Consider the following 25572-nt stretch of genomic DNA (forward strand, 5'->3'; position numbering starts at 1 on the left):
GGGCTCAGCTCCCTTCGGAATGGTCGGCCCCGTTGAGGGCGTCCTGGAGTTGCGGGGTCCGGCGACGGCGGCGCGGGACGGGCGGCAGTTGCTGACCGGGCAGCGGCGGCACCGGGTAGCCGCCGGCCATCGGGTCGAACGCCGCGGGCGGGGCGGCGGCCGGCGGCTCCGCGGGCTTCTTCCGGATCACGTCCGCCACCAGCGCGATCAGCAGGATCGCCGCCAGCGGGGCGCCCACGTACAGCAGCACCTTGGTGAAGTCGTAGCCCTCGTTGCGCAGCGCCCGCACCGCGGACACCATCACCAGCCACACCAGCGAGACCGGGATGAGCACCTTCCAGCCGAGCTTCATGAACTGGTCGTAGCGCAGCCGGGGCAGCGTGCCGCGCAGCCAGATGAAGAAGAACAGCAGCAGCTGGATCTTCAGCACGATCCACAGCATCGGCCACCAGCCGTGGTTGGCACCCGCCCAGAACGTCGAGATCGGCCACGGGGCCCGCCAGCCGCCGAGGAACAGCGTCGAGGCGACCGCCGAGACGGTGACCATGTTGACGTACTCGGCCAGCATGAACATCGCGAACTTCAGCGAGGAGTACTCGGTGTTGAAACCGCCGACCAGCTCGCCCTCGGCCTCCGGGAGGTCGAACGGGGCCCGGTTGGTCTCGCCGACCATCGCAATGATGTAGACGATGAACGACACCGGCAGCAGCACCGCGAACCAGGTCGGCTGCTGCGAGGAGACGATCTCCGAGGTCGACATCGAGCCCGAGTAGATGAACACCGCCGCGAACGACAGGCCCATCGCGATCTCGTAGCTGATCATCTGGGCGGACGAGCGGATACCGCCGAGCAGCGGGTACGTCGAACCGGACGACCAGCCCGCCAGCACGATGCCGTAGATGCCCACCGAGGCGGTGGCCAGGATGTACAGCAGCGCGATCGGCAGGTCGGTGAGCTGCAGCGGGGTCCGGGTACCGAAGATCGACACCTCGTTGCCCGCCGGGCCGAACGGGATCACCGCGAACGCCATGAACGCGGGGATCGCCGCGACGATCGGCGCCAGGATGTAGACCGCCTTGTCGGCGCCCTTCACCACCAGGTCTTCCTTCAGCGCCAGCTTCACACCGTCGGCCAGTGACTGCAGCAGACCCCACGGGCCGTGCCGGTTCGGGCCGATCCGCAGCTGCATCCAGGCGACGACCTTGCGCTCCCAGACGATCGCGATCAGCACCGTCAGCACCAGGAAGGCGAAGCAGAACACCGCCTTCAGCAGCACCAGCCACCACGGGTCGCGGCCGAAGTAGCCCAAAGTGTCGTACGCAGCAGCGAGGTCCGTCATGATTCCTCCGCCGGGGCGATGGTGACCAGGTGGCCGAGCGTGGTGCCGAGCGTGCGGTGCACGCCGCCGCCGGGCGTCGAGTTGAGCGGCAGCCAGACCGTGCGGTCCGGCATCGCCCCGGTGACCTCCAGCGGCAGGGTCAGCGACCCGGCCGGGCCGGAGATCCGCAGCAGCGCGCCGGTGGCGCCGATCTCGGCGGCGGTGGCGGCGGACAGCCGGGCCACCACGGGGTGCCGGGTGCCGGCCAGGTGCTCGTCGCCGTCCTGCAGCGAGCCGTTGTCGAGCAGCATCCGGTGCCCGGCCAGCACGGCCTGCCCGGTGACGGGGCGGGGCAGCGCGGCGGGGTGCGCGGCGGGCTCGGCGGGGCGGTCGCCCTGCCAGGGGGCGAAGCGGTCCAGCTCCAGCCGGGCCGCCCGGACGTCGGGCAGGCCGATCGGCCGCTCCAGCGCGTCCGCGACCATCGACAGCACCCGGACGTCGGCGTGCAGGTGGCGTCCCATCAGCTGGTCGGGCTTGATGGCCGGCTCGAACATCCGGACCCGGCCCTCCCAGTCCAGGAAGGTGCCGGCCTTCTCGGCGACGGCCGCGACCGGCAGCACCACGTCGGCGTGCGCCGTCACGGCGGACGGGCGCAGCTCCAGCGAGAGCACGAACTCAACGCTCTCCAGGGCCTGTTCGGCGAGCACCGGGTCCGGCAGGTCGTCCAGGCCGACGCCGCCGATCACCAGCGCGTCCAGCTCGCCGGCCGCGGCGGCGGCCAGGATCCGGCCGGTGTCGCGGCCGGGCGCGGCGGGCAGTTCGTCGACGCCCCAGTGGGTGGCGGCCTCGGCGCGGGCGGCGGGCACCTCGACGGACCGGCCGCCGGGCAGCAGCCCGGGCAGCACGCCCGCCTCGACCGCGCCGCGCTCGCCGGCCCGGCGCGGCACCCAGGCGAGCTTCGCCCCGGTGGTCTGCGCCAGGCGCAGCGCGGCGGTCAGGCCGCCGGCGGTCTGGGCGAGCCGTTCGCCGACCAGGATCACCGCGCCCGGGGAGCGCAGCGCGTCGGCGCAGCGTCCCGCGTCGTCGGCGAGCACCTCGTCGCCCGCGAGCGCGCCGAGCCATTCGGCCTCGGTGCCGGGGGCGGCGGGCAGCAGCGCGCCGTGCAGCTTGGCGAGGCCCCGGGTGGCGTGCGAGGCGATCGAGAACACCCGCAGTCCGGTGGCCCGGTTGGCCTTGCGCAGCCGCAGGAAGACGATCGGCGCCTCTTCCTCCGCTTCGAGTCCGGCCAGCAGCACGGCCGGTGCGGCCTCCAGCTCGCGGTACGTCACCCCGCCGCCGTCCACATCCGTCCCGTGCCCGGCGACGACCGCGGCCAGGAACTCGGCCTCCTCGGCGCTGTGCGGGCGGGAACGGAAGTCGACGTCGTTGGTGCCGAGCGCCAGGCGGGCGAACTTGGCCCAGCCGTAGGCGTCCTCGACGGTGACCCGGCCGCCGGCCAGCGCCGCGGCCCGCTTGCCGCGCAGCCCCTCGGCGGCCTCGGCGAGCGCCTCCGACCAGGACACCGCGACGAGTTCGCCGTCACGGCGCACCATCGGCGAGGTGAAACGGTCCCGCTGCTGGGCGTAGCGGAACGCGAACCGGCCCTTGTCGCAGTTCCACTCCTCGTTGACCTCCGGCTCGTTGCCGGCCAGGCGCCGCAGCACCTTGCCGCGCCGGTGGTCGGTGCGCTGCCCGCAGCCCGCCGAGCAGTGCTCGCACACGGACGGGGAGGACACCAGGTCGAACGGGCGGGAGCGGAACCGGTAGGCGGCGGAGGTGAGCGCGCCGACCGGGCAGATCTGGATGGTGTTGCCGGAGAAGTACGAGTCCAGCGGCTGGTCGACGCCGGTGCCGACCTGCTGGAGCGCGCCGCGCTCGACCAGGTCGATGAACGGGTCACCGGCGATCTGCTGCGAAAACCGGGTGCAGCGCGCGCACAGCACGCACCGCTCGCGGTCCAGCAGCACCTGGGTGGAGAGCGGGATCGGCTTCTCGTACGTCCGCTTGACGCCCTCGAACCGGGACTCCGCGTCGCCGTTGGTCATCGCCTGGTTCTGCAGCGGGCACTCGCCGCCCTTGTCGCAGACCGGGCAGTCCAGCGGGTGGTTGATCAGCAGCAGTTCCATCACGCCGCGCTGCGCCTTCTCGGCGACCGGCGAGGACAGCTGGGTGCGCACCACCATGCCCTCGGCGACCGGGATGGTGCAGGAGGCGACCGGCTTGCGCTGCCCCTCGACCTCCACGATGCACTGGCGGCACGCCCCGGCGGGGTCGAGCAGCGGGTGGTCGCAGAAGCGCGGGATCTGGGTGCCGATCTGCTCGGCGGCGCGGATCACCAACGTGCCCTTGGGGACGCTGACTTCGACGCCGTCGATGGTGAGCGTGACCAGCTCGGTCTGGGTGGACGAAGGCTCCGTGACCGTCACGCGTGCACCTCCCTCTCGGTGGCGGACTCGTGGACGGAGGCCCGGTCGGCCCAGACGGTGGAGGCCGCCGGGTCGAACGGGCAGCGGTGCTCGTTGATGTGCTGCTCGTACTCGGCGCGGAAGTGCTGGAGCGAGGAGACGATCGGGCTGGCGGCGCCGTCGCCCAGCGCGCAGAAGGACTTGCCGTTGATGTTGTCGGCGATGTCCAGCAGCTTCTCCAGGTCGCCGGGCACGCCCTGGCCGGCCTCGATCCGCTTCAGCAGCTGGACCAGCCAGTAGGTGCCCTCCCGGCAGGGGGTGCACTTGCCGCAGGACTCGTGGGCGTAGAACTCGGTCCACCGGGTGACGGCCCGCACCACGCAGGTGGTCTCGTCGAACACCTGGAGGGCCTTGGTGCCGAGCATCGAGCCGGCCGCGCCGACGCCCTCGTAGTCGAGCGGGACGTCGAGGTGCTCGTCGGTGAACATCGGGGTGGACGAGCCGCCCGGCGTCCAGAACTTGAGCCGGTGCCCGGTCCGGACGCCGCCGGACATGTCCAGCAGCTGGCGCAGCGTGATGCCCAGCGGGGCCTCGTACTGGCCGGGGTTGGTGACGTGCCCGGACAGCGAGTACAGCGTGAAGCCGGGCGACTTCTCGGTGCCCAGCGACTTGAACCACTCCTTGCCGCGGGCCAGGATCGGCGGCACCGAGGCGATCGACTCGACGTTGTTGACCACCGTCGGGCAGGCGTACAGGCCGGCGATCGCCGGGAACGGCGGGCGCAGCCGGGGCTGGCCGCGGCGGCCCTCCAGCGAGTCCAGCAGTGCGGTCTCCTCGCCGCAGATGTACGCGCCGGCGCCCGCGTGGACGGTGATGTCGAGGTCGTTGCCCTCGCCGAGGGCGTCCTTGCCGAGGAACCCGGCCGCGTACGCCTCGGCGACGGCGGCCTGCAGGCGGCGCAGCACCGGGACGACCTCGCCGCGCAGGTAGATGAAGGCGTGGTTGCAGCGGATCGCGTAGGAGGCGATCGCCATGCCCTCGATCAGCGAGTGCGGGTTGGCGAACATCAGCGGGATGTCCTTGCAGGTGCCCGGCTCGGACTCGTCGGCGTTGACCACCAGGTAGTGCGGCTTGCCGTCGTTCTGCGGGATGAACTGCCACTTCATGCCGGTGGGGAAGCCGGCGCCGCCGCGGCCGCGCAGGCCGGAGTCCTTGACCAGGGCGATCACGTCGTCGGGGGCCATCGCCAGGGCGGCCCGCAGGCCGTCGTAGCCGCCGTGCCGGCGGTAGGTTTCGAGCGTCCAGGGGCGGTGGTCGTCCCAGGACGCGGAGAGGACTGGGGAGAGCAGCTTCTCGGCCGGCTCGGCGGAGGTCATCACGCTTCCGTCCCTTCTTGCCGGGGGGAGACCACCTTGGCGCCCGGGGTGCCGGGCAGTGCCTCGCCCTTGGCCAGCCGCAGGCCGGCCAGCGAGGGCGCGCCGCCGGCCCCGGACTCGTCGACCGCGCCCTCGCGTTCGTCGGCGAAACCGGCCAGGATCCGGGAGGTCTCCTTGAACGAGCAGAGCTTCGCGCCGCGGGTCGGCCGGACCTCTTCGCCCGCGCGCAGCCGGTCCACCAACTCCCGTGCGGATTCCGGTGTCTGGTTGTCGAAGAACTCCCAGTTCACCATCACCACGGGCGCGTAGTCGCAGGCCGCGTTGCACTCGATCCGCTCGATCGAGATCGCGCCGTCCTCGGTGGTGCGGTTGTTCTCGATCTCCAGGTGCTGCTTCAGCTCGTCGAAGATCTGGTCGCCGCCGAGCACCGCGCACAGCGTGTTGGTGCACACCCCGACGTGGTACTCGCCGGCCGGGCGGCGCCGGTACATGGTGTAGAAGGTCGCGACCGCGGTGACCTCGGCGGTGGTGAGGTCCAACTGCTCGGCGCAGAACCGGATTCCGGTCGCCGAGACGAAGCCCTCCTCGGCCTGCACCAGGTGCAGCAGCGGCAGCAGCGCGGAGCGGGAGTGCGGGTAGCGGGCGATCAGTTCGGCGGCGTCGGCGGCCAGTCGCTGCTCGACCTCCGGCGGGTAGGGCTTGGCCGGCAGCGCCGGCAGGCCGAGTTCTGTGCTGCTCACCGGTCCACGCCTCCCATCACCGGGTCGATCCCGGCCACTGCCACGATCACGTCGGCCACCTGGCCGCCCTCGCACATCGCCGCCATCGTCTGCAGGTTGGTGAACGACGGGTCGCGGAAGTGCACCCGGTAGGGCCGGGTGCCGCCGTCGCTGACCACGTGCACGCCGAGCTCGCCCTTGGGCGACTCGACGGCCGCGTACGCCTGCCCGACCGGCACCTTGAAGCCCTCTGTCACCAGCTTGAAGTGGTGGATCAGCGCCTCCATCGAGGTGCCCATGATCTTCCGGATGTGGTCCAGCGAGTTGCCCATGCCGTCGGGGCCGACGGCGAGTTGGGCGGGCCAGGCGATCTTCTTGTCGGCGACCATCACCGGTCCGGGCTTCAGCCGGTCCAGGCACTGCTCGACGATCCGCAGCGACTGCTTCATCTCCTCCAGGCGGATCACGAACCGCCCGTAGGAGTCGCAGCTGTCGGCCGTCGCGACATCGAACTCGTAGTTCTCGTACCCGCAGTACGGGTCGGTCTTGCGCAGGTCGTGCGGCAGCCCGGTGGAGCGCAGGATCGGGCCGGTGGCGCCGAGCGCCAGGCAGCCGGGCAGGTCGAGGAAGCCGACGTCGACCAGGCGGGCCTTGAACACCGGGTTGTCGGTGGCGAGTTTGTCGTACTCGTGCATCCGGGAGCGGAGCAGCTTGACGCCCTCGCGGATCTTGTCGACCGCGCCGGGCGGCAGGTCCTGCGCCAGCCCGCCCGGGCGGACGTAGGCGTGGTTCATCCGCAGGCCGGTGACCAGCTCGAAGATGTCCAGGATGGTCTCGCGGTCGCGGAAGCCGTAGATCATCAGGGTGGTGGAGCCGATCTCCATGCCACCGGTGGCGAGGGCCACCAGGTGCGAGGAGATCCGGTTCAGCTCCATCATCAACACCCGGATCACGGACGCCCGTTCGGGAATGTCGGCGGTGATCCCGAGGAGCTTCTCCACGGCCAGGCAGTAGGCGGTCTCGTTGTACAGCGAAGTGAGGTAGTCCATCCGCGTCACGAACGTGGTGCCCTGCACCCAGTTGCGGAACTCCATGTTCTTCTCGATGCCGGTGTGCAGGTACCCGATGCCGCAGCGGGCCTCGGTGACCGTCTCGCCGTCGATCTCCAGGATCAACCGCAGCACGCCGTGGGTGGACGGGTGCTGCGGGCCCATGTTGACGATGATCCGCTCGTCGTCGGCGCCCGCGACGGCCTCGGCGACCTCGCCCCAGTCGCCACCGGTGACGGTGAACACCCGTCCTTCGGTGGTCTCCCTGGAGCCCGCTTCGTATTGTGTGCTGCTCATCAGGTGTACGACCTCCGCTGGTCGGGCGCCGGGATCTGGGCGCCCTTGTACTCGACGGGAATGCCTCCGAGCGGGTAGTCCTTGCGCTGCGGGTGCCCCAGCCAGTCGTCCGGCATCATGATCCGGGTGAGCGCCGGGTGGCCCTCGAAGACCAGGCCGAAGAAGTCGTAGGTCTCCCGCTCGTGCCAGTCGTTGGTCGGGTAGACGCTCACCACGGACGGGATCCGCGGGTCCGCGTCCGGCGCGGTCACCTCGATCCGGATCAGCCGGCCGTGGGTGATCGAACGCAGGTGGTAGACCGCGTGCAGCTCCCGGCCCACCTCGCTCGGGTAGTGCACGCCGCTGACGCCCAGGCACAGTTCGAACCGCAGCGCCGGGTCGTCGCGCAGGATCCGCACCGCCTTCAGCAGGTGCTCGCGGGCGACGTGGAAGGTCAGCTCGCCGCGGTCCACGACGGTCTTCTCGATCACGTCGTCGACGTCGAGGCCCTGCTCCTCCAGCGCGCCCTCGAACTCGTCCGCCACCTCGTCGAAGTAGCCGCCGTACGGCCGCTCGCTCGGGCCGGGCAGCACGATCGCGGCGTTCAGTCCACCGAAACCCGAGGTGTCGCCGGTACCGTGCGCACCGAACATCCCCTGCCGGGTGCCGACCACCTCGACCGGAATCTCCCGCCGCGTCGCCGGAACCTCGGCCTGCTCGCCGTTCTCCTGCTCGCTCATCGCAGCAGCCCCCGCATCTCACTGGTCGGGGTGGCCTGCAGCGCGAGGCGCTCGGCCTCCTCCTCGGCCCGGCGGCGGTTCACGCCGAGCTTCTCGTGCTGGATCTTGTCGTGCAGCTTGAGGATCGCGTCCAGCAGCATCTCCGGACGGGGCGGACAGCCCGGCAGGTAGATGTCCACGGGCACGATGTGGTCGACGCCCTGGACGATCGCGTAGTTGTTGAACATGCCGCCGGAGGAGGCGCACACGCCCATCGAGATGACCCACTTGGGATTCGGCATCTGGTCGTACACCTGGCGCAGCACCGGAGCCATCTTCTGACTCACCCGGCCGGCCACGATCATCAGGTCGGCCTGCCGCGGCGACCCGCGGAACACCTCCATGCCGAACCGGGCCAGGTCGTAACGGCCCGCCCCCGTGGTCATCATCTCGATCGCGCAGCAGGCGAGCCCGAAGGTGGCCGGGAAGACCGAAGCCTTCCGCACCCAACCCGCGGCGGCCTCCACGCTGGTGAGCAGAAAGCCGCTCGGCAGCTTCTCCTCGATACCCATCAGTTCCCTCTCAATGCCTTCGAGTCCGGTGGCTTGTCCGCCCGTTCACAAACACGGGGTCGGGGGTCAGTCCCACTCCAGGCCGCCGCGGCGCCACACATAGGCGTAGGCGACGAACACGGTGGCGATGAACAGGAGCATCTCGACCAGCCCGAAGATCCCCAGGGCGTCGAAGCTGACCGCCCACGGGTAGAGGAAGACGATCTCGATGTCGAAGACGATGAACAGCATCGCCGTCAGGTAGTACTTGATCGGGAACCGACCGCCGCCCACGGGCTGCGGGGTCGGTTCGATGCCGCACTCGTACGCCTCCAACTTGGCCCGGTTGTAGCGCTTCGGGCCGGTGAGCGAGGCCATCACCACGGAGCCGACCGCGAACGCCGCGGCAATGGCACCGAGTACGAGGATCGGCGCGTAGGCATTCATAGCCCCCGCTCCCTCCGTCCAGTCGTCCTTGACTGCAGATCGGAACCACCAGGTCACCAGCGGTGAACCGATGATCCACTTCGTGAGATCCGGCTCCATGTGAGGCAGTTCACAAAGCCAGGTTGGAGCGCATCCTATGCCTGTCTGCTTGTGATCTGCGACACGCAGTTCCCGACGATCTTTGTGATCTTCGCCACCCGACGAACCGCACAGACCGGCACAGGGCACCACTGTTCGACCCAGAGCAGGCAATTGGCCACATACAGTCGCAACTCAACGCGAAACAACCGCTGTTCGGCCACGGCCTATATCAATTCTGCGGCGGAACAAGCAAATTTCTGCATGATCACGTTTACGTGATAAAGCCCCTCACCCACCCGATGGACCCCGACCCCCACCCGCTTGACCCTTCGTTCACAAGCCCCCGGGACCGCCCGCCCGACGGCACCCGCGGCCCCGCCTCCACGGCACGCAAAAGGCGGCGAACAGACGCTTCCGTCCGCCCGCCGCCCCTCGGCACCGCGACTCCCCGCTAGGCGCCCGCTCCTCGTTCCTCGGCAGCCCGCAGGTTGCCCGCCTCGTGGAAGCCGCCGTCCTCGGGCCAGATGACCTCCACCCCCGCGAAGCCGCAGAGCGCGATCAGGTCCGGCCGAGGCTTCGACGGAACCAGCAGGGCCCAGCTCGGGATCGGCTCGAAGTGACGCCCGTAGTCGAACAGTTGGCCAACGGCCATCCTGACCGCTTCGCGAGTGACCGTGCCCTTGGCCTCGACGAGGCGGTTGGCCGTCTTGTCGAAGAGGTCCGTGATGATCGGCTTGAGCTCGCCGGCAGGCTCGATCCGCTGCCGGACCACAACGTGCCCGGCGGCGCGGAGGTGATCCGCGTAGTCCCGGACGAGCTTGGCCTCACGGCGCTCGGCCTCGTACGGCTCACGGTGCGGCTCGACGTAGGTTCGCTCGACGTACTGCTGCTCGATCTCCACTTCCCGCACGAGGAGTTCGGGCTCGGGCGTGTGCGGAAGCTGCACGCCGCTGGGCGGTGCGGCCTTCACCGGCTGCAAGCGGAACATGATCACACTGCGCACGGGGCCGTCGTTCGTCTCGGGCGCGTCCGTCAGGTACCACGGGTCGTCCGTGGGGAGCTCGAACTGCCCGATGTACCTGGTCACCCCCGACGACACGCCCTGGAAGAGGTGGAGATCCCTTCCGTCCTTGCGGTGGTTCAGGATCGCGAGGTTGCCCTGGGTCATCTTCTGGTCGCCCACCTGGCCTTCCCCCGCGTAGTGGTAGCAGCCGTCCGCGCCCCACCCGTCGAAGTAGCCGTGGCGGTGCCCCTTCACCGGGTCGGTGAAGAGCAGGACGACCGGCGCGACGCGCGACGGCCCGATCCCGCCCTGCCTGCGACCGCCGTACTCGGCATGAATGTCCACCCGCTTGAGCTCGCGCCCGATCTCGATGTTCCAGTCACTCACTGGATCCCCCTGGATTTAGGTGAAAATCTAACCCTATAAAAGTACCCGATCGCCCCGAGCATCCGCCAGACCTTTTCGCCCGTCGTCCCTGGCTCCGGGTGGACCCGCCGCTGGCGGCAACGAAAAGGACGCCCGCCGCATCAAGTGCGGCGAGCGTCCTTCAGGCGATCGATACTTCCGGCGGGCCCTGTTGAGGGCGCTGCGTCCTCAGGCCCGGGGGGCGACCTTTGCGAGGCCGTTGATGATGCGGTCGGCGGCGTCGCCGCCGGTGGGGTCGGTGAGGTTGGCCAGGAGCTTGAGGACGAACTTCATCAGGACCGGGTGGGTGAGGCCGCGCTCGGCGGCGATGCGCATGACGCGGTCGTTGCCGATCATCTTCACGAACGCGCGGCCGAGGGTGTAGTAGCCGCCGTAGGTGTCCTTGAGGATCTGCGGGTAGCGGGCCAGGGCCCGCTCGCGGCCCTCGGGGGTGATGCGGGCCATGGCCTGGACGATGACGCCGGCGGCGAGCTGGCCGGATTCCATCGCATAGGCGATGCCCTCGCCGTTGAACGGGTTGACCATGCCACCGGCGTCGCCGACCAGCAGCAGGCCCCGGGTGTAGTGCGGCTGGCGGTTGAAGGCCATCGGCAGGGCGGCGCCGCGGATCGGCTCGGTCATGTTCTCCGGCGTGTAGCCCCACTCCTCGGGCATGCCGGCGCACCAGCTCTTCAGCACCTCGCGCCAGTTCAGGTCACCGAACGCCGGCGAGGAGTTGAGGATGCCGAGGCCGACGTTGGAGGTGCCGTCGCCCATGCCGAAGATCCAGCCGTAGCCGGGCAGCAGCTTCTTCTGCCCGCCGCGGGTGTCCCACAGCTCCAGCCAGGATTCCAGGTAGTCGTCGTCGTGCCGGGGCGAGGTGAAGTACGTCCGGTAGGCGACGCCCATCGGCCGGGACTCGATCCGGTGCAGGCCCATGGCCAGCGACAGCCGGGTGGAGTTGCCGTCGGCGGCGACCACCAGCGGGGCGTGGAAGGCGACTTCGCGCTTCTCCGGCCCGAGCTTGGCGGTGACGCCGGTGATCCGGCCGGTGCGGTCCTGGATGGGGCCGCTGACGTTGCAGTTCTCGTACAGCCGGGCGCCGGCCTTCTGCGCCTGACGGGCCAGCAGTTCGTCGAAGTCGGCGCGCTTGCGGACCAGTCCGTAGTCGGGGAACGAGGCCAGCTCCGGCCAGTCCAGCTCCAGCCGGACGCCGCCGCCGATGATCCGCAGGCCCTTGTTGGGCAGCCAGCCGTTCTCGGTGGACACGTCGATGCCCATGTCCACCAGCTGCTTGACGGCGCGCGGCGTCAGGCCGTCGCCGCACACCTTCTCGCGCGGGAACTGGGTCTTCTCCAGCAGTAGTACGTCCAGGCCCGCCTGGGCCAGCCAGTACGCGGTGGTGGAGCCGGCCGGACCGGCCCCGACCACGATGACGTCGGCGGTGGACTCCACGGCGGTCTCGGTCATTCGGCTCTCTCCTGAGCGCGTCGGGGTCACGGGGGTCGGGTCCGGACCCTCCGTCGTCGGAAACGGCCCGGAGTGCCGAACCCTCGCAGTCTACGGGGCCTTGAAGCCGCGGTGGAGGGCCACGATGCCGCCGGTCAGGTTGCGCCAGGCCACCTTCGTCCAGCCGGCCTGCTGCAACTCGGCGGCCAGCGAAGGCTGGTCGGGCCAGGACCGGATCGACTCGGCGAGGTAGACGTACGCCTCCGGGTTCGAGGACACCTTGGTGGCCACCGGCGGCAGCGCCCGCATCAGGTACTCGGTGTACACGGTGCGGAACGGCGTCCAGGTCGGCGTGGAGAACTCGCAGATCACCACCTTGCCACCGGGCTTGGTGACCCGGAGCATCTCGCGCATCGCGCCCTGGTGGTCCTGCACGTTGCGCAGCGCGAAGGAGATCGTCACCGCGTCGAACGACTCGTCCGCGAACGGCAGCCGGGTCGCGTCGCCGGCGGTCAGCGCCAGTTCGGGGTGCCGGCTCTTGCCCTCGGTCAGCATCCCGATCGAGAAGTCGCACGGCACGACGTCCGCGCCGGCCTCCAGGAACGGCAGCGAGGACGTCCCGGTGCCCGCACCGAGGTCCAGGATGCGCTGGCCCGCGACGGCCCCCACCGCGTCGGCCACCGCGCGGCGCCACAGCCGGGCCTGGCCCAGCGAGAGCACGTCGTTGGTGCGGTCGTACTTGGCCGCGACGTCGTCGAACATGGCGGCGACATCGTGCGGCTGCTTGTCCAGATGGGCTCGGGTCACGCCCCCATTCTTAACCCAGCCCCCCGGACGACCGTCACCAGGGCTCACCGCAGCGCGCGGCGGCCCCCCTTGCGGCGCCGACGCGACCGCTTCCCGTGCGTCAGCGCGGGCATCCCCTCCGCCGCGAACGCCACCGTGATCCCGGCCGCCCCCGCCTGCCCGTCCGCCGGGTACGCCCGCCTCAGCCGCCGGATCCGCAACACGCACACCAGGCACAGCAGCACCGCCACCGGCACACTCGTCTGCGCCAGCCCGACACCCACCGGCTGCGGATACCGCTTCCCGCACACCCGCACCGCACCCGCGTCGTCCGCCGCCCGCTCCAGACAGATCGGATCGCCGACCTTCGCGCCCTCCGGCAGCCACAGGTCCGCGGCCGTCAGCTTCCGCCCGTCCGCGAGATAGCTCACCTGGCTGTACGTCCCGCTGCCACCCGGCAGTTGGGTCACCGTGCCCTCGACCCGCACCGGATGCGCATTGATCCGGTCCGCCTGGTCCGCCTGCCGCCACCCCAGCAGACACATCGTGACGGCCACTACGGCACTCAGCACCGCCCCCACGTACCACCCCCGGCCGGACCTGGTCCGCGAATAATCGGAGGTGGCGGGTCGCATGCGTCCTGTTCCTGACTCGGCGAAGTACTGAATCGGGATCGTAGCCGCTGGTAGGCCGTCAGGTCACGATGCGTCAGGATTTGGGGTCAACGACCAGGGGCTCGGGGAACGGCGAGGGCGAGTCCGCGGAGGATCGACAGGGCGCGAAGAGGTCCCGTCGTTTCTGGTCCCCGCCTTTGACCCGCCGCAGCCACGGCCCCCCGCTGTCTCCGACCACCCGCAGCCCGGCCCCGCCGTTCCCCGGGCCCCTGAAACGCTTCACCGCCTGCGATAGAGCAGCCGCCCGCCGAGGACCGTCGCCAAGCAGCTCGCCCCCGCTTCCAACTCCTCGAGCGTCCGGGCGTCGAACACCGCGAAGTCCGCCGGCCCGCCGACCGTCAACGGCCGATGCGCCGCCGCCGCGAGAGGCCGACCGTCCAACGGCGAGAGCGGCCCCGGCGCGCCATCACCCGCCACCACGTGGAACCCGGACCGCGCCACCGCGATCCGCACCGACGCCCGGTCGAACGGGCCCGTCACGGCCGTCGCGCCGAACCCGAGCATCCGCTGGAGGCCCCGACGGGCGCTCCCGCCCCACCGTTCCTCGCTCAACTCGCCGGACGGCAGCAGCGGCTGGTCCCCCAACTCCTCGCGCGGGTCCGGGTGGTAGGCGCTCTCCAGCAGCCACCGCCCGTGCCGGTTGACCAGCCCGGGCACCAGCACGCCGTCCCACTCACGTACCCGCGCCGAGGAATCAGCCAGCTCGGCGAACGGCCCGATCGCGGCGACGGTCGTCCCGTCGACCAGCACCGCCCCGTCCACAATCAACGGGGCGGCAGGGTCGGCCACGACCTCACGGGCGCGATGGAGCGTCAGCACGGGACAGTGGTCAGTTCGTGGCCAGGATGGTCAGTTCGGGGTGCGCGGTGCCGCCCTCGATCGCGGTGGAGGCGATGTGCGAGGCGACTCGCGGGTCCACCGGGTCGTTGGCGGGGTCGTCCAGGACGCGCAGGTGCTGGTACGTGGTGGAGCGCTGGGCGGGGACGCGGCCGGCCGTGCGGATCAGGTGGATCAGCTCGTGCAGGTTGGAGCGGTGCTTGGCGCCGGCCGCGGAGACCACATTCTCCTCGAGCATGACCGAGCCGAGGTCGTCCGCGCCGTAGTGCAGCGACAGCTGGCCGGCTTCCTTGCCGGTGGTCAGCCAGGAGCCCTGGATGTGGGCGACGTTGTCGAGGAACAGGCGGGCGATGGCGATCATCCGCAGGTACTCGAACACCGTGGCCTGGGTGGAGCCCTTCAGGTGGTTGTTCTGCGGCTGGTAGGTGTAGGGGATGAAGGCCCGGAAGCCGCCGGTGCGGTCCTGCACGTCGCGGATCATCCGCAGGTGCTCGATCCGCTCGGCGTTGGTCTCGCCGGTGCCCATCAGCATGGTGGAGGTGGATTCGACGCCGAGGCGGTGCGCGGTCTCCATGATTTCCAGCCAGCGCTCGCCGGACTCCTTCAGCGGGGCGATCGCCTTGCGCGGCCGCTCCGGCAGCAGCTCGGCGCCGGCGCCCGCGAACGAGTCCAGGCCGGCGGCGTGGATCCGGGTGATCGCCTCTTCGATGGAGACGCCGGAGATCTTCGCCATGTGCTCGACCTCGGAGGCGCCCAGCGAGTGGATCACCAGCTCGGGGAAGCGCTCCTTGATCGCGGAGAAGTTCCGCTCGTAGTACTCGACTCCGTAGTCGGGGTGGTGCCCGCCCTGGAACATGATCTGGGTGCCGCCGAGCTCGACGGTCTCCGCGCAGCGGCGCAGGATCTCCTCGAGGTCCCGCGACCAGCCCTTGTCGCTCTTCGGCGGGACGTAGAACGCGCAGAACTTGCACGCCGTCACGCAGACGTTGGTGTAGTTGATGTTCCGCTCGATGATGTACGTGGCGATGTGCTCCACGCCCGCGTACCGCCGCCGGCGCACCGCGTCGGCTGCCGCGCCGAGCGCGTGCAGCGGGGCCGAACGGTACAGCTCCAGCGCCTCTTCGGCGGTGATCCGGCCGCCCTCGGCCGCACGGTCCAGAACGGCCTGCAGCTGGGCGGCGGAAAGGTTCTGCTCGGACACCTGGCGGGCCTGCTTTCATCGTCGGAGGGGCGTCCCGCCCAGACTACGCCAGGGCATTTCCGCCCCTGCTCAGCCCTACTGCTGCTTCAGCAAGTCCCCTTCCGGGTCGGTGCCGAGCTGCGCCCCGGTGACCGACACGTGCAGGCCCGCACCGTTGTCCAGGACGGTGTACGTCTGCGTCTCGGACACCACGCCGCACCCGGACTGCGGACCGTCCAGCCGTTCCCGCAGGGTGATCGTCCGGGCGTCGGCCGACACCAGGGTCAGCACGCCGCGGCAGACGGTGCTGCTGAACGCCGAGGCGTTGCTGGTCCGTCCGACGTCCTCGCCGACCTTCCCGGCGGTGAAGGTGGCCGTGAACGTGGACGGCAGCGCGACCACCTTGGTGGTGATGGTGCCCTTCCAGGTGCCGAGGAACGCGCCGGGAAGCGCTTTCCCGCTGCTTGCCGGACCGGAACTGCCGCCGGACGGGCTGCTACCGGCCGCGCCCGACGGAGGAACCGGCGCGGCAGGAGACTGCGTGGCGCCCGGCGTCCCGGACTGCCAGGGCAGGTTCCCGGTCGCGGCCAGCCCGCCGTACAGCGCGCCCAGCAGCACCACCCCGGCCGCCACCGCCATCCACACCCGGCTCCGCCGCCCGCGTTCCAGCTGTTCCGTCACCGCGCCCGGGGCGACCCGTGCCGCTCCGCCGTCCAGCGCGGTGGGCACCCGGTCCACGACGGCGGGCGTCGCCGGGCCGGCGACGCCAGGCGCACTGTCGGCCTCCAGGTCGAGCAGCTCGACGGCGGCGCGGCCGACCGCGGCGGCCAGTGGGCCGGGCAGCCAGGTCTCGGGGCCGACGGCGGCGGCGCCGGGGGCGAGCCGGGCGCGCAGTTCGGCGGGGGTGGGGCGGCGGTCCGGGTCCTTGGCCAGGCACTCCGTCACGATCTCGCGCAGCTCACCGTCCAGGCCGCGCAGTTCCGGTTCCTCGTGGAGCACCCGGTAGAGCAGGACGGCGGCGCTGACGCCCTCGCCGAACGGGGCGGTGCCGGTGGCGGCGAAGGCGAGCAGGGCGCCCAGCGAGAAGAGGTCGCCGGCCGGTCCGACCGGCGAACCGGCGGCCTGCTCGGGCGACATGAAGCCGGGCGAGCCGACCACGTACCCGCTGTGGGTGAGCGAGGCGGCGGCGTCCAGCGCCCGGGCCACCCCGAAGTCGATCAGCCGGGGGCCGTCCAGGGTGAGCAGCACGTTGGACGGTTTGACGTCCCGGTGTACCAGGCCGAGCGTGTGCACCTGGTCCAGGGCCTCGGCCAGCCAGGCGCCGAGGGCGTGCACGGAGGGGGCGGGCAGCGGTCCGCCGGTGTGCACGGCGGCGCCGAGCGAGGGGCCGGCGATGTAGCCGGTGGCCACCCAGGGGCGGGGGCCTTCGGTGTCGGCGTCCAGGACGGGCGCGGTCCACCGGCCGCCGACCTTGCGGGCGGCGGACACCTCCTGGCGGAACCTGGCCCGGAACTCCGGGTCGTCGGCGAGTTCGGGGCGGACGGCCTTGACGGCGACGGTCCGCCCGCCCGCCGTCCGGCCCAGGTAGACCCGCCCCATGCCGCCGGCGCCGAGCCGCCGCAGCAGCCGGTAGTCGCCGATCGTCGACGGGTCGTCAGCCGTCAGCAGCTCCATGACCGTTCCCCCTCCGGCACCGGCCGCCGCCCCTCGACCGCCCGCGACACCCACCAGGACCGGTCCGATCATCCCAAAATGATCGGAGGTCCGGTGCATCAATTCTCAGGCAGGAACGGCCGCTTCGGCCCCGGCCGGCTCCAGCAGCCGGATCTCCACGTCCGGCGCGAAGCCGCTGTCGTGCGCGACCCGGCGGGCGAACTCGGCCAGACCGGCCAACTGGCGCTCGCCCAGCGAGAAGTCCAGCGCCTCGCTGAAGTACCGCTCCAGCAGCGGCGCGTCGAACTCCTCCCAGCGGGCGGCCTGTTCGGCGACCTTGGCGGCCTCGGTCAGCGAGAGGTCGCGGGACTCCAGGAACGCCCGGTGCACGGCGGCGGTCAGCTCCGGGTTCCGCTCGACGTACTCGCGGCGGGCGGCCCAGACCGCGAACACGAAGGGCAGGCCGGTCCACTCCTTCCACATCGCGCCGAGGTCGTGCACGGCCAGCCCCTGCCGGGGGGCCTGCTCCAGCGAGGCGCGCAGCGCGGGGTCGCCGATCAGCACGGCGGCGTCGGCCTCGGCGAGCATCGCGTCCAGGTCGGGCGGGCAGCTGAAGTACTCGGGGCGCACCCCTTCGCGCTCCTCCAGCAGCAGCCGGGCCAGCCGGACGGAGGTGCGGCTGGTCGAGCCGAGCGCGACCTTGCGGCCACCCAGTTGGTCCAGCGGGACCTTGCTGACGATCACGCAGGACATCACCGGGCCGTCGCTGCCCACCGCGATGTCGGGGAGGACCACCAGCCGGTCGGCGTTGCGCAGGTACTCCACGCAGGTGATCGGGCCGAGGTCGAGTTCGCCGGCCACCAGCCGGTCGCTCAGCTTCTCCGGGGTGTCCTTGGTGAGGTCGAGGTCGAGCAGGTTCCCCGTGCGCGCCAGCCCCCAGTAGAGGGGAAGACAGTTGAGGAACTGAATGTGTCCGACCCGCGGCCTGACCGCGGCCGCCGGCCGTTCGGCTTCCCGACTGCTCACCGTGTACTCCCTTGCCGTTGGTGCTCTCCGGGCAGCGTATGCCTGCCGCTCCGGGGGGCTCGCACCCGGTGCCCGACACACCGTTCGGGGGCGCTCCGACATGCTCTCCGACACGCTCTCCGACACCTCCGTCGGCCCCTGGTCGGGGCCGCCACCGCGTGCTACCGTTCACACCAGTTGCAGTTTGATTCCCCTTGCAGTACTTGGAGCCTGCGGAGCATGTAACCGCAGGCTTTTTGTAATTTTTCAGCAGCATCAGGCATCAATTGAGCATTGATTGAGCACTGTGCGAAAAAACTCCGGGCTCGTCCGGAGGCAGGGCGATCAGCGCAGCGGACCCGGGCGCCACAAGGTGTGGTGTCCACTACGTCCCTTGCAAGGAGAACGGTATGGCGACCGGAACCGTCAAGTGGTTCAACGCCGAGAAGGGCTTCGGCTTCATCGCCCAGGAGGGCGGCGGCCCCGACGTCTTCGTCCACTACTCCGCCATCAACGCGAGCGGATTCCGCTCGCTGGAGGAGAACCAGGCGGTCAGCTTCGACGTCACCCAGGGCCCGAAGGGCCCGCAGGCCGAGAACGTCGTCGCTATCTGACATCTCTGCACTTCTGATCGCTCACGGCCCCTCGGGTCCGTATGAGTTGAAGTCCCCAAGGGGGCCCGCCCATCGGCGGGCCCCCTGCCTTTTCCGCCCGAATTTCCCCTCCCGACACATTCCGTCCGCATTCCGGACGCATTTCCGATAAACCTCCGACCCCACCGCCGAAGCGGCCCCGGCCCCACCACCGAAGCGGCCCCGACCCCGCTATCCGGGCGGCGGCCCGACGGGGGGATCATCGAGGCATGCACCGCCTCCGATCCGCCCACCGCACCCTCGACCGCACGCTGCGCCGGATCGGTATCGACACCTATCTCCTGCTGCTGCTCGGCACCGTCCTGCTGGCCACCGTGCTGCCCGCCCGGGGCGCCGCCGCGAGTGCCGTCACCGGCGGTGTGCACCTCGCCGTCGGCCTGCTGTTCTTCCTGTACGGCGCCCGGCTCTCCCCGCAGGAGGCGCTGGCCGGTGCCCGGCACTGGCGGCTGCACCTGCTGATCCTCGGCTGCACCTTCGTGCTGTTCCCGCTGCTCGGCGAGGCCACCCGGCTGCTGCCCGACGCGGTGCTGCCGCCGGAGCTGTTCACCGGCGTCCTGTTCCTCACCCTGCTGCCGTCCACCGTGCAGTCCTCGATCGCGTTCACCTCGATCGCCGGCGGCAACGTGGCCGCCGCGATCTGCGCCGCGACCTTCTCCAGCCTGCTGGGCATCGTGCTGACCCCGCTGCTCGCCGCCTGGCTGCTCTCCGGCGCGTCCGGCGTCTCGGTGGACGGCGGCCAGGTGCTGGACGTGGTGCTGCAGTTGCTGGTCCCCTTCGCCGCCGGTCAGCTGCTGCGCCGCTGGGTCGGGCCGTGGATCGCCCGGCACCGGCTGGTGACCCAGTTGGTGGACCGGGGTTCGATCCTGCTGATCGTCTACAGCGCGTTCGGCGAGGGCGTCCGCGAGGGCATCTGGGGCCGGGTCACGGTCGGGCAGTTGCTGGCTCTCGTGGTGCTGTCCTCGGTGCTGCTGGCCACCGTCCTCGGCTTCACCCACGTGGCCTCCCGGCGGCTCGGCTTCTCCCGCCCGGACCGGATCACCATCCAGTTCTGCGGCTCCAAGAAGTCCCTGGCCAACGGCCTGCCGCTGGCCACCATCCTGTTCCCGGCGGGCGCGGTCGGGCTGACGGTGCTGCCGCTGATGCTGTTCCACCAGATCCAGCTGATGGTCTGCACCGTCCTCGCCCAGCGCTGGGCGAGGAATGCCCCTGACGGGGCATCAGCTACTACGCTGCCCGGGTGACCTCACTGCCGGACACCCCGCAGGCCCGGGTCGGCTCCGCCGAGCGCGACGCCACCACCGAACGCCTCCAGCAGGCGTACGCCGAAGAACGGATCACCCACGAGGAGATGGAGCAGCGCCTGCAGCAGGCGCTCACCGCCACCACCCGGGCCGAACTCGACCTGGTCACCGCCGATCTGCCCGCGGACCGGCCGGCCGGGGACGACACCGCCACCATCGCCACCGGCGGCGGCCGGATCGTCCGCCGCGGCGCCTGGCGGGTGCCCCGCGTCCTGAAGGTCGCCTCCCCGTTCGGCAAGGTCCGGCTCGACCTGTCGCACGCGATCATCGATCACCCGGTGGTCGACATCGAGCTCGGCCTGGGCTTCGGCCGCGCCACCATCACCGTCCCGCACAACGCCACCGTCGACGTGTCCGGCGTCCAGGGCGGCTGGAAGGACGTCCGCTACCGGCCACCCCGGCACGCCGTCCCGGGCGGCCCGCTCATCCGGATCACCGGCACCCCCGGCTTCGGCCGCCTGCGCGTCCGGCACGCCCGCGGCCGCTGACCTGCGCGGCCGGCCGCTCCGAAGCCGGCCGTTCAGAGCCAGCCGCGTTGCGCCGCCTTGATGCCCGCCTCGAACCGGCTGGCCGCGCTCAGCCGCTCCATGATCGACGCCATGTGCCGGCCGACGGTGCGCGAGGAGATGCCCAGCCGCTGCCCGGCGGTGTCGTCGGTGAGCCCGGTGCCGAGCAGCCGCAGCAACTCCCGCTCGGTGGGGGTGAGTCCGGTGGCGGGGTCGTCGGGGGTGGCGGCGCCGAGCGGGACGGCGGTGTTCCAGGCCTGCTCGCAGAGGTCCGCCAGGGCGCGCAGGATGCCGGGCTCGGTGACGTGCAGCGCGCCCTTGCGGTTGTCGTCCGGGTCGATCGGGACGAGCGCCTCCCGCCGGTCCACCAGCACGATCCGCTGCGGGATGACGGGTGCGGTGCGGACCTCGCCGCCGCGGCTGAGCAACCAGTGCGCGTATCCGGACACGTGCGGCTGGCTGCGGGTGGAGTCCTGATAGAGCGTCCGGACGGCCACCCCGCGGTCGAGCACCTCGGCATCGGCGGGCCGGGACGCGTCGAGGTCCTCCGCGAACTGCTGGCCCGGCTGGCTGCTCAGCACCTCGACGGCGGCGGCGCGCCCCATCCGCTCCAGCCGACGGTGGATGGCGTCCATGCCGGTGAGCCGCTCGCCGTGCGCGGCGTGGTGCTCGGCGCGGTCGGCGACCATGCGGGTGACGGCGGCCCGGGAGGCGGCCAGCGCGGCCTGCCGGGAGGCGAGTTCGGCCTCCTGCCGGGCCAGCATGTCGGCCAGGCCGATCGACGGGTCGACCGCGCGCATCCGGCCCGGCTGCTCGGCGGAGGCGCGAACCAGCATCAGCGCGCCGAGCTCGTCCAGGCTGTCGTGGACGTCTCCGGGTGCCAGGCCGCAACGCACCGCCACGTCGGTCACCGAATCGGCCGGGTGGTCGAGCATGGCCTGATAGACCCGACCGGCACGGGCCGACAGTCCGAGTGCTTCCAGCATGAGTACCCCCTCCAGGTGGCGGATGTGCAAGCCTCGTGAGCTCCCCCACACGAAGCGTCACGGAATCCTCTCAGCACAGAGAATCGCTCACAAGATCGAATATGTGGCATTGCTGGGCTCTCGCACCGGATGCCGGAAGGATCCTGCGTGTGCGGCACATCACCGTTGCGGCCGATATGGCCGCATTGCGGGGAGATTATTGACATGGACATGTTGCCGTGTCCGAAGTCGGACAGGCGGATTGGGGACGGCCCGGAAGCCTTCTCGACGGGTGGCCGGGCGACGAGAGTAGTCATTGCCGCCAGGGAGAACCGGCCGGGCGGCGAACCGGAGAGCGCGTCAACCGCGGGACGCCTCCACGGGAACGACCAACCCCTTTGCCGAAACCGACAGTTGAGGAAGAAACCGATGCTTCGCAACCACTTCGCCAAGGCCGCCGCGGTCCTGCTCGCCCTGGGCGCCCTGATCACCGCCCCCGCCGCCGTGGCCGCCGCCGAATCCGCCCCGACCACCCGCACCACCGTCGCCGACGGCCCGATCGACGGCAGCCTCGGCTGGGGCGGCAACATCGTCAGCGGCGACAGCCTCGGCTGGGGCGGCAACATCGCCCAGGGCGACAGCCTCGGCTGGGGCAGCTGACCCGATGGAAATCGTCTACGCCAGCCTGCATCGCAGAAGCACCACCGACCCGGTCCCGCCCAACGAGGTGGGCGAGGTCCTCGGCATCCTGTGGGCGCACGCCCGCCCCGAGGAGAACCTCGAGCACGTGAGCGCCCGCAGCGAGCGCGACCGCCTCGACCTGCTGCTCTACCTGCTCACCCCCCGGCCCGGCGCCGGCACGCCACCACCCGTGGCCGCCGCCCACAGCCTGCTCGTCCGCAGCCACCAGGCTTCCCCCGTGCTGCGCCGACGCTTCCAGGCGCCGACCTCGGATCCCGCTCCGACCGAGCACTGAACTCCCGTACCAGGCAAGCCCGTTCGCACAACCGACCGCTGACCCTGCAGGACAGCCGTCCGCCCGCGCACGTCGCCCCTCGGGGGCATCGCCCGTCAACCGTTCGATGCCACAAGGAGATCCGTCATGCCCGTCGCCACGTCCAAGCTCGCCCGCGTCGCCCTGGCCACCGCCATCGCCGTCTCGGGGTCGGTCGCCGCCACCGCTGTCACCCTCGCCACCGCCACCACCGCCCGGGCCGCCTCGGCCGTGGACGGCCCGATCACCCGCGGCGAGATCATCCAGCGCGCCCAGTACTGGTACGGCAAGTCGATCCCCTACAACCAGGGCGGCGCGTACCCCGACTCCAGCGGCCGCAACTACCGCACCGACTGCTCGGGTTACGTCTCGATGGCCTGGCACCTCGGCACCAGCCTGAACACCCAGACTCTGCCAGGCGTGGCCACCGAGATCGGCCGCGATCAGCTCAAGCCGGGCGACGTCCTCAACAGCTACTACGACCACGTGCTGCTGTTCGAGAAATGGGACGACGCCGCGCACACCAGGTTCTCCTACTACTCCTTCGGCGACACCCCGGTGACGCACGTGACCGGCCAGTCGATCACCGCCGGCACCATCGACGGGCACCCGAACAGCGACTACAAGGCACTGCGCTACAAGAAGGTCGTCGACGGCGGCGCCGGCACCGAAGCGGGCGCCGGCCGCACCCGGTACGCCGACTTCGACGGCGACGGCAAGGCCGACTACCTCGTCGTCGAGGACTCCGGTGCGATCCGGGCCTTCCTCAACAAGGGCGGCGACGGCCGCGGCGGCTGGCAGGACCTCGGCACCGTCGCCACCGGTGTGACCAGCGACAAGTCCCTGGTCCGGTTCGCGGACTTCGACGGCGACGGCCACGCCGACTACCTCGTCATCCAGCCGGGCGGCGCCGTCCGGGCCTTCCTCAACAAGGGCGGCGACGGGCGCGGCGGCTGGCAGGACCTCGGCCAGGTCGCCACCGGCACCACCTCCGACGCCGACCAGGTCCGCTTCGCCGACTTCGACGGCGACGGCCGCGCCGACTACGTCACCATCGCCGACAACGGCGCCGTAGCCGTGTTCAAGAACAACGGCGGCGACGGCCGCGGCGGCTGGCAGAACCTCGGCCAGGTCGCCACCGGCGCCACCTCCGACCGCTCCCGGGTCCGGTTCGCCGACTTCGACGGCGACGGCCGCGCCGACTACAACGTCATCAACCCGGACGGCTCGGTCACCAGCTACACCAACAAGGGCGGCGACGGCCGCGGCGGCTGGGCCACACGCGCCAAGATCGCCACCGGTACGACCACCGACCAGAACACCGTCCACTTCGCCGACGTCACCGGCGACGGCCACGCCGACTACCTCGTCGTCAACGGCCCCACCACCGCCTTCGCCTACAACGGCGGCGACGACGCCGGCGGCTGGATCAACCTCGGCCAGATCGCCACCGGCGTCTGACCCGGCAGCACCACAGCCGCCGGACCTCGCCACTTCCGGGCGCCGACGCCCGCCCCGCCCGGGCACTGAACTCCCGCGCCGGGCACCGACGTTCGCGCATCCATTGGCAGCATCCGCAGCTCCCCCGTGCCGCGCCGACGCTTCCTGGCGCGGCACGGACACCCGCCCCGACCGAGCACTGAACTCCCGTACCAGGCAAGCCCGTTCGCACAACCGACCGCTGGCCCTGCAGGACAGCCGTCCGCCCGAGCACGCCGCCCCATCGGGGGCGCAGCCCATCAATCACCCATCGCCACAAGGAGATTCGCCATGTCCGCAAACGCGTCCAAGCTCGCCCGCCTCGCCCTGGCCGCCGCCGTCTCGCTCTCCGGCGCGGTCGCCACCACCGCCGCCACGGCCGTCTTCGGCGCCACCTCGGCGCACGCCGCGACCACGTCCTCGGTGGACGGTCCGATCACCCGCAGCGAGATCATCCAGCGCGCCCAGTACTGGCTGGGCAAGTCGATCCCCTACAACCAAGGCGGCTCGTACGGCGACTCCTCCGGCCGCAGCTACCGCACCGACTGCTCGGGTTACGTCTCGATGGCTTGGCACCTGGGTTCCAGCCTGAGCACCCAGACCCTGCCGGGCGTCGCCACCGAGATCTCGCGCAGCGACCTCAAGCCGGGCGACATCCTCAACAGCTTCTACGACCACGTGCTGCTGTTCGAGAAATGGGACGACGCCGCGCACACCACCTTCTCCTACTACTCCTTCGGGTCCACCCCGGTGAAGCACGTCACCGGGCAGTCGATCAACGCCGCCACCTTCGACTCGCACCCGAACGGTGACTACAAGGCGCTGCGCTACAAGAAGGTCATCAACGGCAGCGCCGGGACCGAGTCGGGCGGCGCGGGCCGGGCCCGGTTCGCCGACTTCGACGGCGACGGCAAGGCCGACTACATCGTGGTCGAGGACTCCGGCGCGATCCGGGTCTTCCTCAACAAGGGCGGCGACGGCCACGGCGGCTGGCAGGACCTCGGCCAGGTCGCCTCCGGCCTGACCAACGACAAGTCCCGCGTCCGGTTCGCCGACTTCGACGGCGACGGCAAGGCCGACTACATCGTCATCCAGCCGAACGGCGCCGTCGGCGTGTTCAAGAACAACGGCGGCGACGGCCGCGGCGGCTGGCAGGACCTCGGCCAGGTCGCCACCGGCCTCACCACCGACCCCGACCAGGTCCGGTTCGCGGACTTCGACGGCGACGGCAAGGCCGACTACGTCATGACCCAGGCCGACGGCTCGGTGGGCGTCTTCCGCAACACCAACGGCGCCGGCGGCTGGCAGGACCTCGGCAAGGTCGCGGGCGGCGTCACCTCCGACCGCTCCCGGGTCCGCTGGGCCGACATCAACGGCGACGGCCGGGCCGACTACAACATCATCAACCCGGACGGCTCGATCACCAGCTACACCAACAACGGCGGCGACACCGGCGGCGGCTGGACCCTGCGCGCCAAGATCGCATCCGGCCTGACCACCAACCAGAATGTCGTCCACTTCGCCGACGTCACGGGCGACGGCAGCGCCGACTACCTGGTCGTCAACGGCCCCACCAACGCCTTCGCCTACAACGGCGGCGACGACACCGGCGGCGGCTGGATCGACCTCGGCCAGATCGCCGCCGGCGTCTGACCCCCGCAGCACCGCATCGCCGCAGCGCCGGCCCGCCGTCCCCGCCCGG

At 71.1% G+C, this 25572-nt stretch carries 24 protein-coding genes; 7 read left to right on the top strand and 17 right to left on the bottom strand.

Translation table 11 applies throughout. The features are described from left to right. Positions 1-4: 4 nt before the first annotated feature. The 16 genes from nuoH to ACFYST_RS25545 form a co-directional block, all read right to left on the bottom strand. On the bottom strand, positions 5-1339 hold the full coding sequence (nuoH, locus tag ACFYST_RS25470; RefSeq protein ID WP_387638411.1) for an NADH-quinone oxidoreductase subunit NuoH: 1335 nt from the start codon (positions 1337-1339) through the stop codon (positions 5-7). Beyond that, positions 1336-3783: an NADH-quinone oxidoreductase subunit G gene (locus tag ACFYST_RS25475; RefSeq protein WP_387865692.1), complete on the bottom strand. Its 2448-nt coding sequence runs from the start codon at positions 3781-3783 to the stop codon at positions 1336-1338. Before ACFYST_RS25475 ends, nuoH begins: the two co-directional genes overlap by 4 nt. Continuing rightward, entirely contained in the window at positions 3780-5138 is a 1359-nt protein-coding gene (gene nuoF, locus ACFYST_RS25480) for an NADH-quinone oxidoreductase subunit NuoF (RefSeq protein WP_387865695.1), read from the bottom strand. The genes ACFYST_RS25475 and nuoF overlap by 4 nt, the downstream gene beginning before the upstream one ends. Further along, the gene (gene nuoE, locus ACFYST_RS25485) at positions 5138-5857 is read right to left on the bottom strand and encodes an NADH-quinone oxidoreductase subunit NuoE (RefSeq protein WP_387638887.1); all 720 of its coding nucleotides are present in this window, start codon (positions 5855-5857) and stop codon (positions 5138-5140) included. Before nuoE ends, nuoF begins: the two co-directional genes overlap by 1 nt. A gap of 17 nt (positions 5858-5874) precedes the next feature. Then, complete coding sequence (locus tag ACFYST_RS25490; RefSeq protein ID WP_387865698.1) at positions 5875-7203, bottom strand: NADH-quinone oxidoreductase subunit D; 1329 nt, start codon at positions 7201-7203, stop codon at positions 5875-5877. Further along, the gene (locus ACFYST_RS25495) at positions 7203-7922 is read right to left on the bottom strand and encodes an NADH-quinone oxidoreductase subunit C (RefSeq protein WP_387865700.1); all 720 of its coding nucleotides are present in this window, start codon (positions 7920-7922) and stop codon (positions 7203-7205) included. The genes ACFYST_RS25490 and ACFYST_RS25495 overlap by 1 nt, the downstream gene beginning before the upstream one ends. Next, positions 7919-8473 (bottom strand): NADH-quinone oxidoreductase subunit B family protein, encoded by a 555-nt coding sequence (locus ACFYST_RS25500; RefSeq protein ID WP_035865125.1) that lies wholly within the window; start codon positions 8471-8473, stop codon positions 7919-7921. Before ACFYST_RS25500 ends, ACFYST_RS25495 begins: the two co-directional genes overlap by 4 nt. A gap of 66 nt (positions 8474-8539) precedes the next feature. Beyond that, positions 8540-8899, bottom strand: coding sequence for an NADH-quinone oxidoreductase subunit A (locus ACFYST_RS25505; protein WP_014137597.1), 360 nt, complete (start codon positions 8897-8899; stop codon positions 8540-8542). A 532-nt stretch (positions 8900-9431) separates the two neighbouring features. Then, positions 9432-10370, bottom strand: coding sequence for a restriction endonuclease (locus ACFYST_RS25510; protein WP_387865703.1), 939 nt, complete (start codon positions 10368-10370; stop codon positions 9432-9434). Between the two features lie 207 nt (positions 10371-10577). Continuing rightward, entirely contained in the window at positions 10578-11858 is a 1281-nt protein-coding gene (locus tag ACFYST_RS25515) for a geranylgeranyl reductase family protein (RefSeq protein ID WP_387865706.1), read from the bottom strand. A 90-nt stretch (positions 11859-11948) separates the two neighbouring features. Then, positions 11949-12644 (bottom strand): demethylmenaquinone methyltransferase, encoded by a 696-nt coding sequence (locus ACFYST_RS25520; protein ID WP_387638426.1) that lies wholly within the window; start codon positions 12642-12644, stop codon positions 11949-11951. A gap of 44 nt (positions 12645-12688) precedes the next feature. Next, positions 12689-13258: a hypothetical protein gene (locus ACFYST_RS25525; RefSeq protein WP_387638428.1), complete on the bottom strand. Its 570-nt coding sequence runs from the start codon at positions 13256-13258 to the stop codon at positions 12689-12691. A gap of 258 nt (positions 13259-13516) precedes the next feature. Next, the gene (locus tag ACFYST_RS25530; RefSeq protein WP_387865707.1) at positions 13517-14116 is read right to left on the bottom strand and encodes a hypothetical protein; all 600 of its coding nucleotides are present in this window, start codon (positions 14114-14116) and stop codon (positions 13517-13519) included. A 10-nt stretch (positions 14117-14126) separates the two neighbouring features. Continuing rightward, entirely contained in the window at positions 14127-15335 is a 1209-nt protein-coding gene (gene mqnC / locus ACFYST_RS25535; protein WP_387638433.1) for a cyclic dehypoxanthinyl futalosine synthase, read from the bottom strand. 75 nt (positions 15336-15410) lie between these two features. Beyond that, on the bottom strand, positions 15411-16988 hold the full coding sequence (locus ACFYST_RS25540; RefSeq protein WP_387865710.1) for a serine/threonine-protein kinase: 1578 nt from the start codon (positions 16986-16988) through the stop codon (positions 15411-15413). Between the two features lie 105 nt (positions 16989-17093). Then, positions 17094-17993 carry a menaquinone biosynthetic enzyme MqnA/MqnD family protein gene (locus ACFYST_RS25545; RefSeq protein WP_387638438.1) on the bottom strand — a complete coding sequence of 300 codons (900 nt, stop codon included), beginning with the start codon at positions 17991-17993 and terminating at the stop codon, positions 17094-17096. Positions 17994-18382: 389 nt separating this feature from the next. On the opposite strand from ACFYST_RS25545, the gene ACFYST_RS25550 reads away from it, so the two are divergent. The 3 genes from ACFYST_RS25550 to ACFYST_RS25560 all read left to right on the top strand — a co-directional run bounded on the left by ACFYST_RS25550 (position 18383) and on the right by ACFYST_RS25560 (position 20414). Further along, positions 18383-18586: a cold-shock protein gene (locus ACFYST_RS25550; RefSeq protein WP_031063656.1), complete on the top strand. Its 204-nt coding sequence runs from the start codon at positions 18383-18385 to the stop codon at positions 18584-18586. Positions 18587-18834: 248 nt separating this feature from the next. Further along, positions 18835-19866 (top strand): bile acid:sodium symporter family protein, encoded by a 1032-nt coding sequence (locus ACFYST_RS25555; RefSeq protein ID WP_387865712.1) that lies wholly within the window; start codon positions 18835-18837, stop codon positions 19864-19866. Next, positions 19863-20414 (top strand): DUF1707 domain-containing protein, encoded by a 552-nt coding sequence (locus tag ACFYST_RS25560; RefSeq protein ID WP_387865714.1) that lies wholly within the window; start codon positions 19863-19865, stop codon positions 20412-20414. Before ACFYST_RS25555 ends, ACFYST_RS25560 begins: the two co-directional genes overlap by 4 nt. A 32-nt stretch (positions 20415-20446) precedes the next feature. Here the strand turns inward: ACFYST_RS25560 and ACFYST_RS25565 are convergent, their stop codons facing one another. Next, entirely contained in the window at positions 20447-21418 is a 972-nt protein-coding gene (locus ACFYST_RS25565) for a LuxR C-terminal-related transcriptional regulator (protein WP_387638446.1), read from the bottom strand. A gap of 408 nt (positions 21419-21826) precedes the next feature. Between ACFYST_RS25565 and ACFYST_RS25570 the strand changes: the two genes are divergently transcribed. The 4 genes from ACFYST_RS25570 to ACFYST_RS25585 all read left to right on the top strand — a co-directional run bounded on the left by ACFYST_RS25570 (position 21827) and on the right by ACFYST_RS25585 (position 25523). Continuing rightward, the gene (locus ACFYST_RS25570; protein ID WP_387638449.1) at positions 21827-22057 is read left to right on the top strand and encodes a hypothetical protein; all 231 of its coding nucleotides are present in this window, start codon (positions 21827-21829) and stop codon (positions 22055-22057) included. Positions 22058-22061: 4 nt separating this feature from the next. Beyond that, positions 22062-22373, top strand: a complete 312-nt coding sequence (locus tag ACFYST_RS25575) for a hypothetical protein (protein WP_387638451.1) — start codon at positions 22062-22064, stop codon at positions 22371-22373. 126 nt (positions 22374-22499) lie between these two features. Beyond that, positions 22500-23852: an FG-GAP-like repeat-containing protein gene (locus tag ACFYST_RS25580; protein WP_387865717.1), complete on the top strand. Its 1353-nt coding sequence runs from the start codon at positions 22500-22502 to the stop codon at positions 23850-23852. A 309-nt stretch (positions 23853-24161) separates the two neighbouring features. Next, positions 24162-25523, top strand: a complete 1362-nt coding sequence (locus ACFYST_RS25585; RefSeq protein WP_387638456.1) for an FG-GAP-like repeat-containing protein — start codon at positions 24162-24164, stop codon at positions 25521-25523. The last annotated feature ends 49 nt before the right edge of the window (positions 25524-25572 follow it).

This window comes from Kitasatospora sp. NPDC004614 (assembly GCF_042873675.1).
Lineage (GTDB): Bacteria > Actinomycetota > Actinomycetes > Streptomycetales > Streptomycetaceae > Kitasatospora.

Excerpts from the sequence above, each read along its gene's own strand:
- ACFYST_RS25495 (WP_387865700.1), bottom strand. The coding sequence starts at position 7,922 with ATGAGCGAGCAGGAGAACGGCGAGCAGGCCGAGGTTCCGGCGACGCGG.
- nuoF (WP_387865695.1), bottom strand. The coding sequence starts at position 5,138 with ATGACCTCCGCCGAGCCGGCCGAGAAGCTGCTCTCCCCAGTCCTCTCC.
- ACFYST_RS25500 (WP_035865125.1), bottom strand. The coding sequence starts at position 8,473 with ATGGGTATCGAGGAGAAGCTGCCGAGCGGCTTTCTGCTCACCAGCGTG.
- ACFYST_RS25515 (WP_387865706.1), bottom strand. The coding sequence starts at position 11,858 with ATGACCGAGACCGCCGTGGAGTCCACCGCCGACGTCATCGTGGTCGGG.
- ACFYST_RS25490 (WP_387865698.1), bottom strand. The coding sequence starts at position 7,203 with ATGAGCAGCACACAATACGAAGCGGGCTCCAGGGAGACCACCGAAGGA.
- nuoH (WP_387638411.1), bottom strand. The coding sequence starts at position 1,339 with ATGACGGACCTCGCTGCTGCGTACGACACTTTGGGCTACTTCGGCCGC.
- ACFYST_RS25550 (WP_031063656.1), top strand. The coding sequence starts at position 18,383 with ATGGCGACCGGAACCGTCAAGTGGTTCAACGCCGAGAAGGGCTTCGGC.
- ACFYST_RS25565 (WP_387638446.1), bottom strand. The coding sequence starts at position 21,418 with ATGCTGGAAGCACTCGGACTGTCGGCCCGTGCCGGTCGGGTCTATCAG.
- ACFYST_RS25555 (WP_387865712.1), top strand. The coding sequence starts at position 18,835 with ATGCACCGCCTCCGATCCGCCCACCGCACCCTCGACCGCACGCTGCGC.
- ACFYST_RS25570 (WP_387638449.1), top strand. The coding sequence starts at position 21,827 with ATGCTTCGCAACCACTTCGCCAAGGCCGCCGCGGTCCTGCTCGCCCTG.
- ACFYST_RS25505 (WP_014137597.1), bottom strand. The coding sequence starts at position 8,899 with ATGAATGCCTACGCGCCGATCCTCGTACTCGGTGCCATTGCCGCGGCG.
- ACFYST_RS25585 (WP_387638456.1), top strand. The coding sequence starts at position 24,162 with ATGTCCGCAAACGCGTCCAAGCTCGCCCGCCTCGCCCTGGCCGCCGCC.
- ACFYST_RS25525 (WP_387638428.1), bottom strand. The coding sequence starts at position 13,258 with ATGCGACCCGCCACCTCCGATTATTCGCGGACCAGGTCCGGCCGGGGG.
- ACFYST_RS25580 (WP_387865717.1), top strand. The coding sequence starts at position 22,500 with ATGCCCGTCGCCACGTCCAAGCTCGCCCGCGTCGCCCTGGCCACCGCC.
- ACFYST_RS25540 (WP_387865710.1), bottom strand. The coding sequence starts at position 16,988 with ATGGAGCTGCTGACGGCTGACGACCCGTCGACGATCGGCGACTACCGG.
- ACFYST_RS25575 (WP_387638451.1), top strand. The coding sequence starts at position 22,062 with ATGGAAATCGTCTACGCCAGCCTGCATCGCAGAAGCACCACCGACCCG.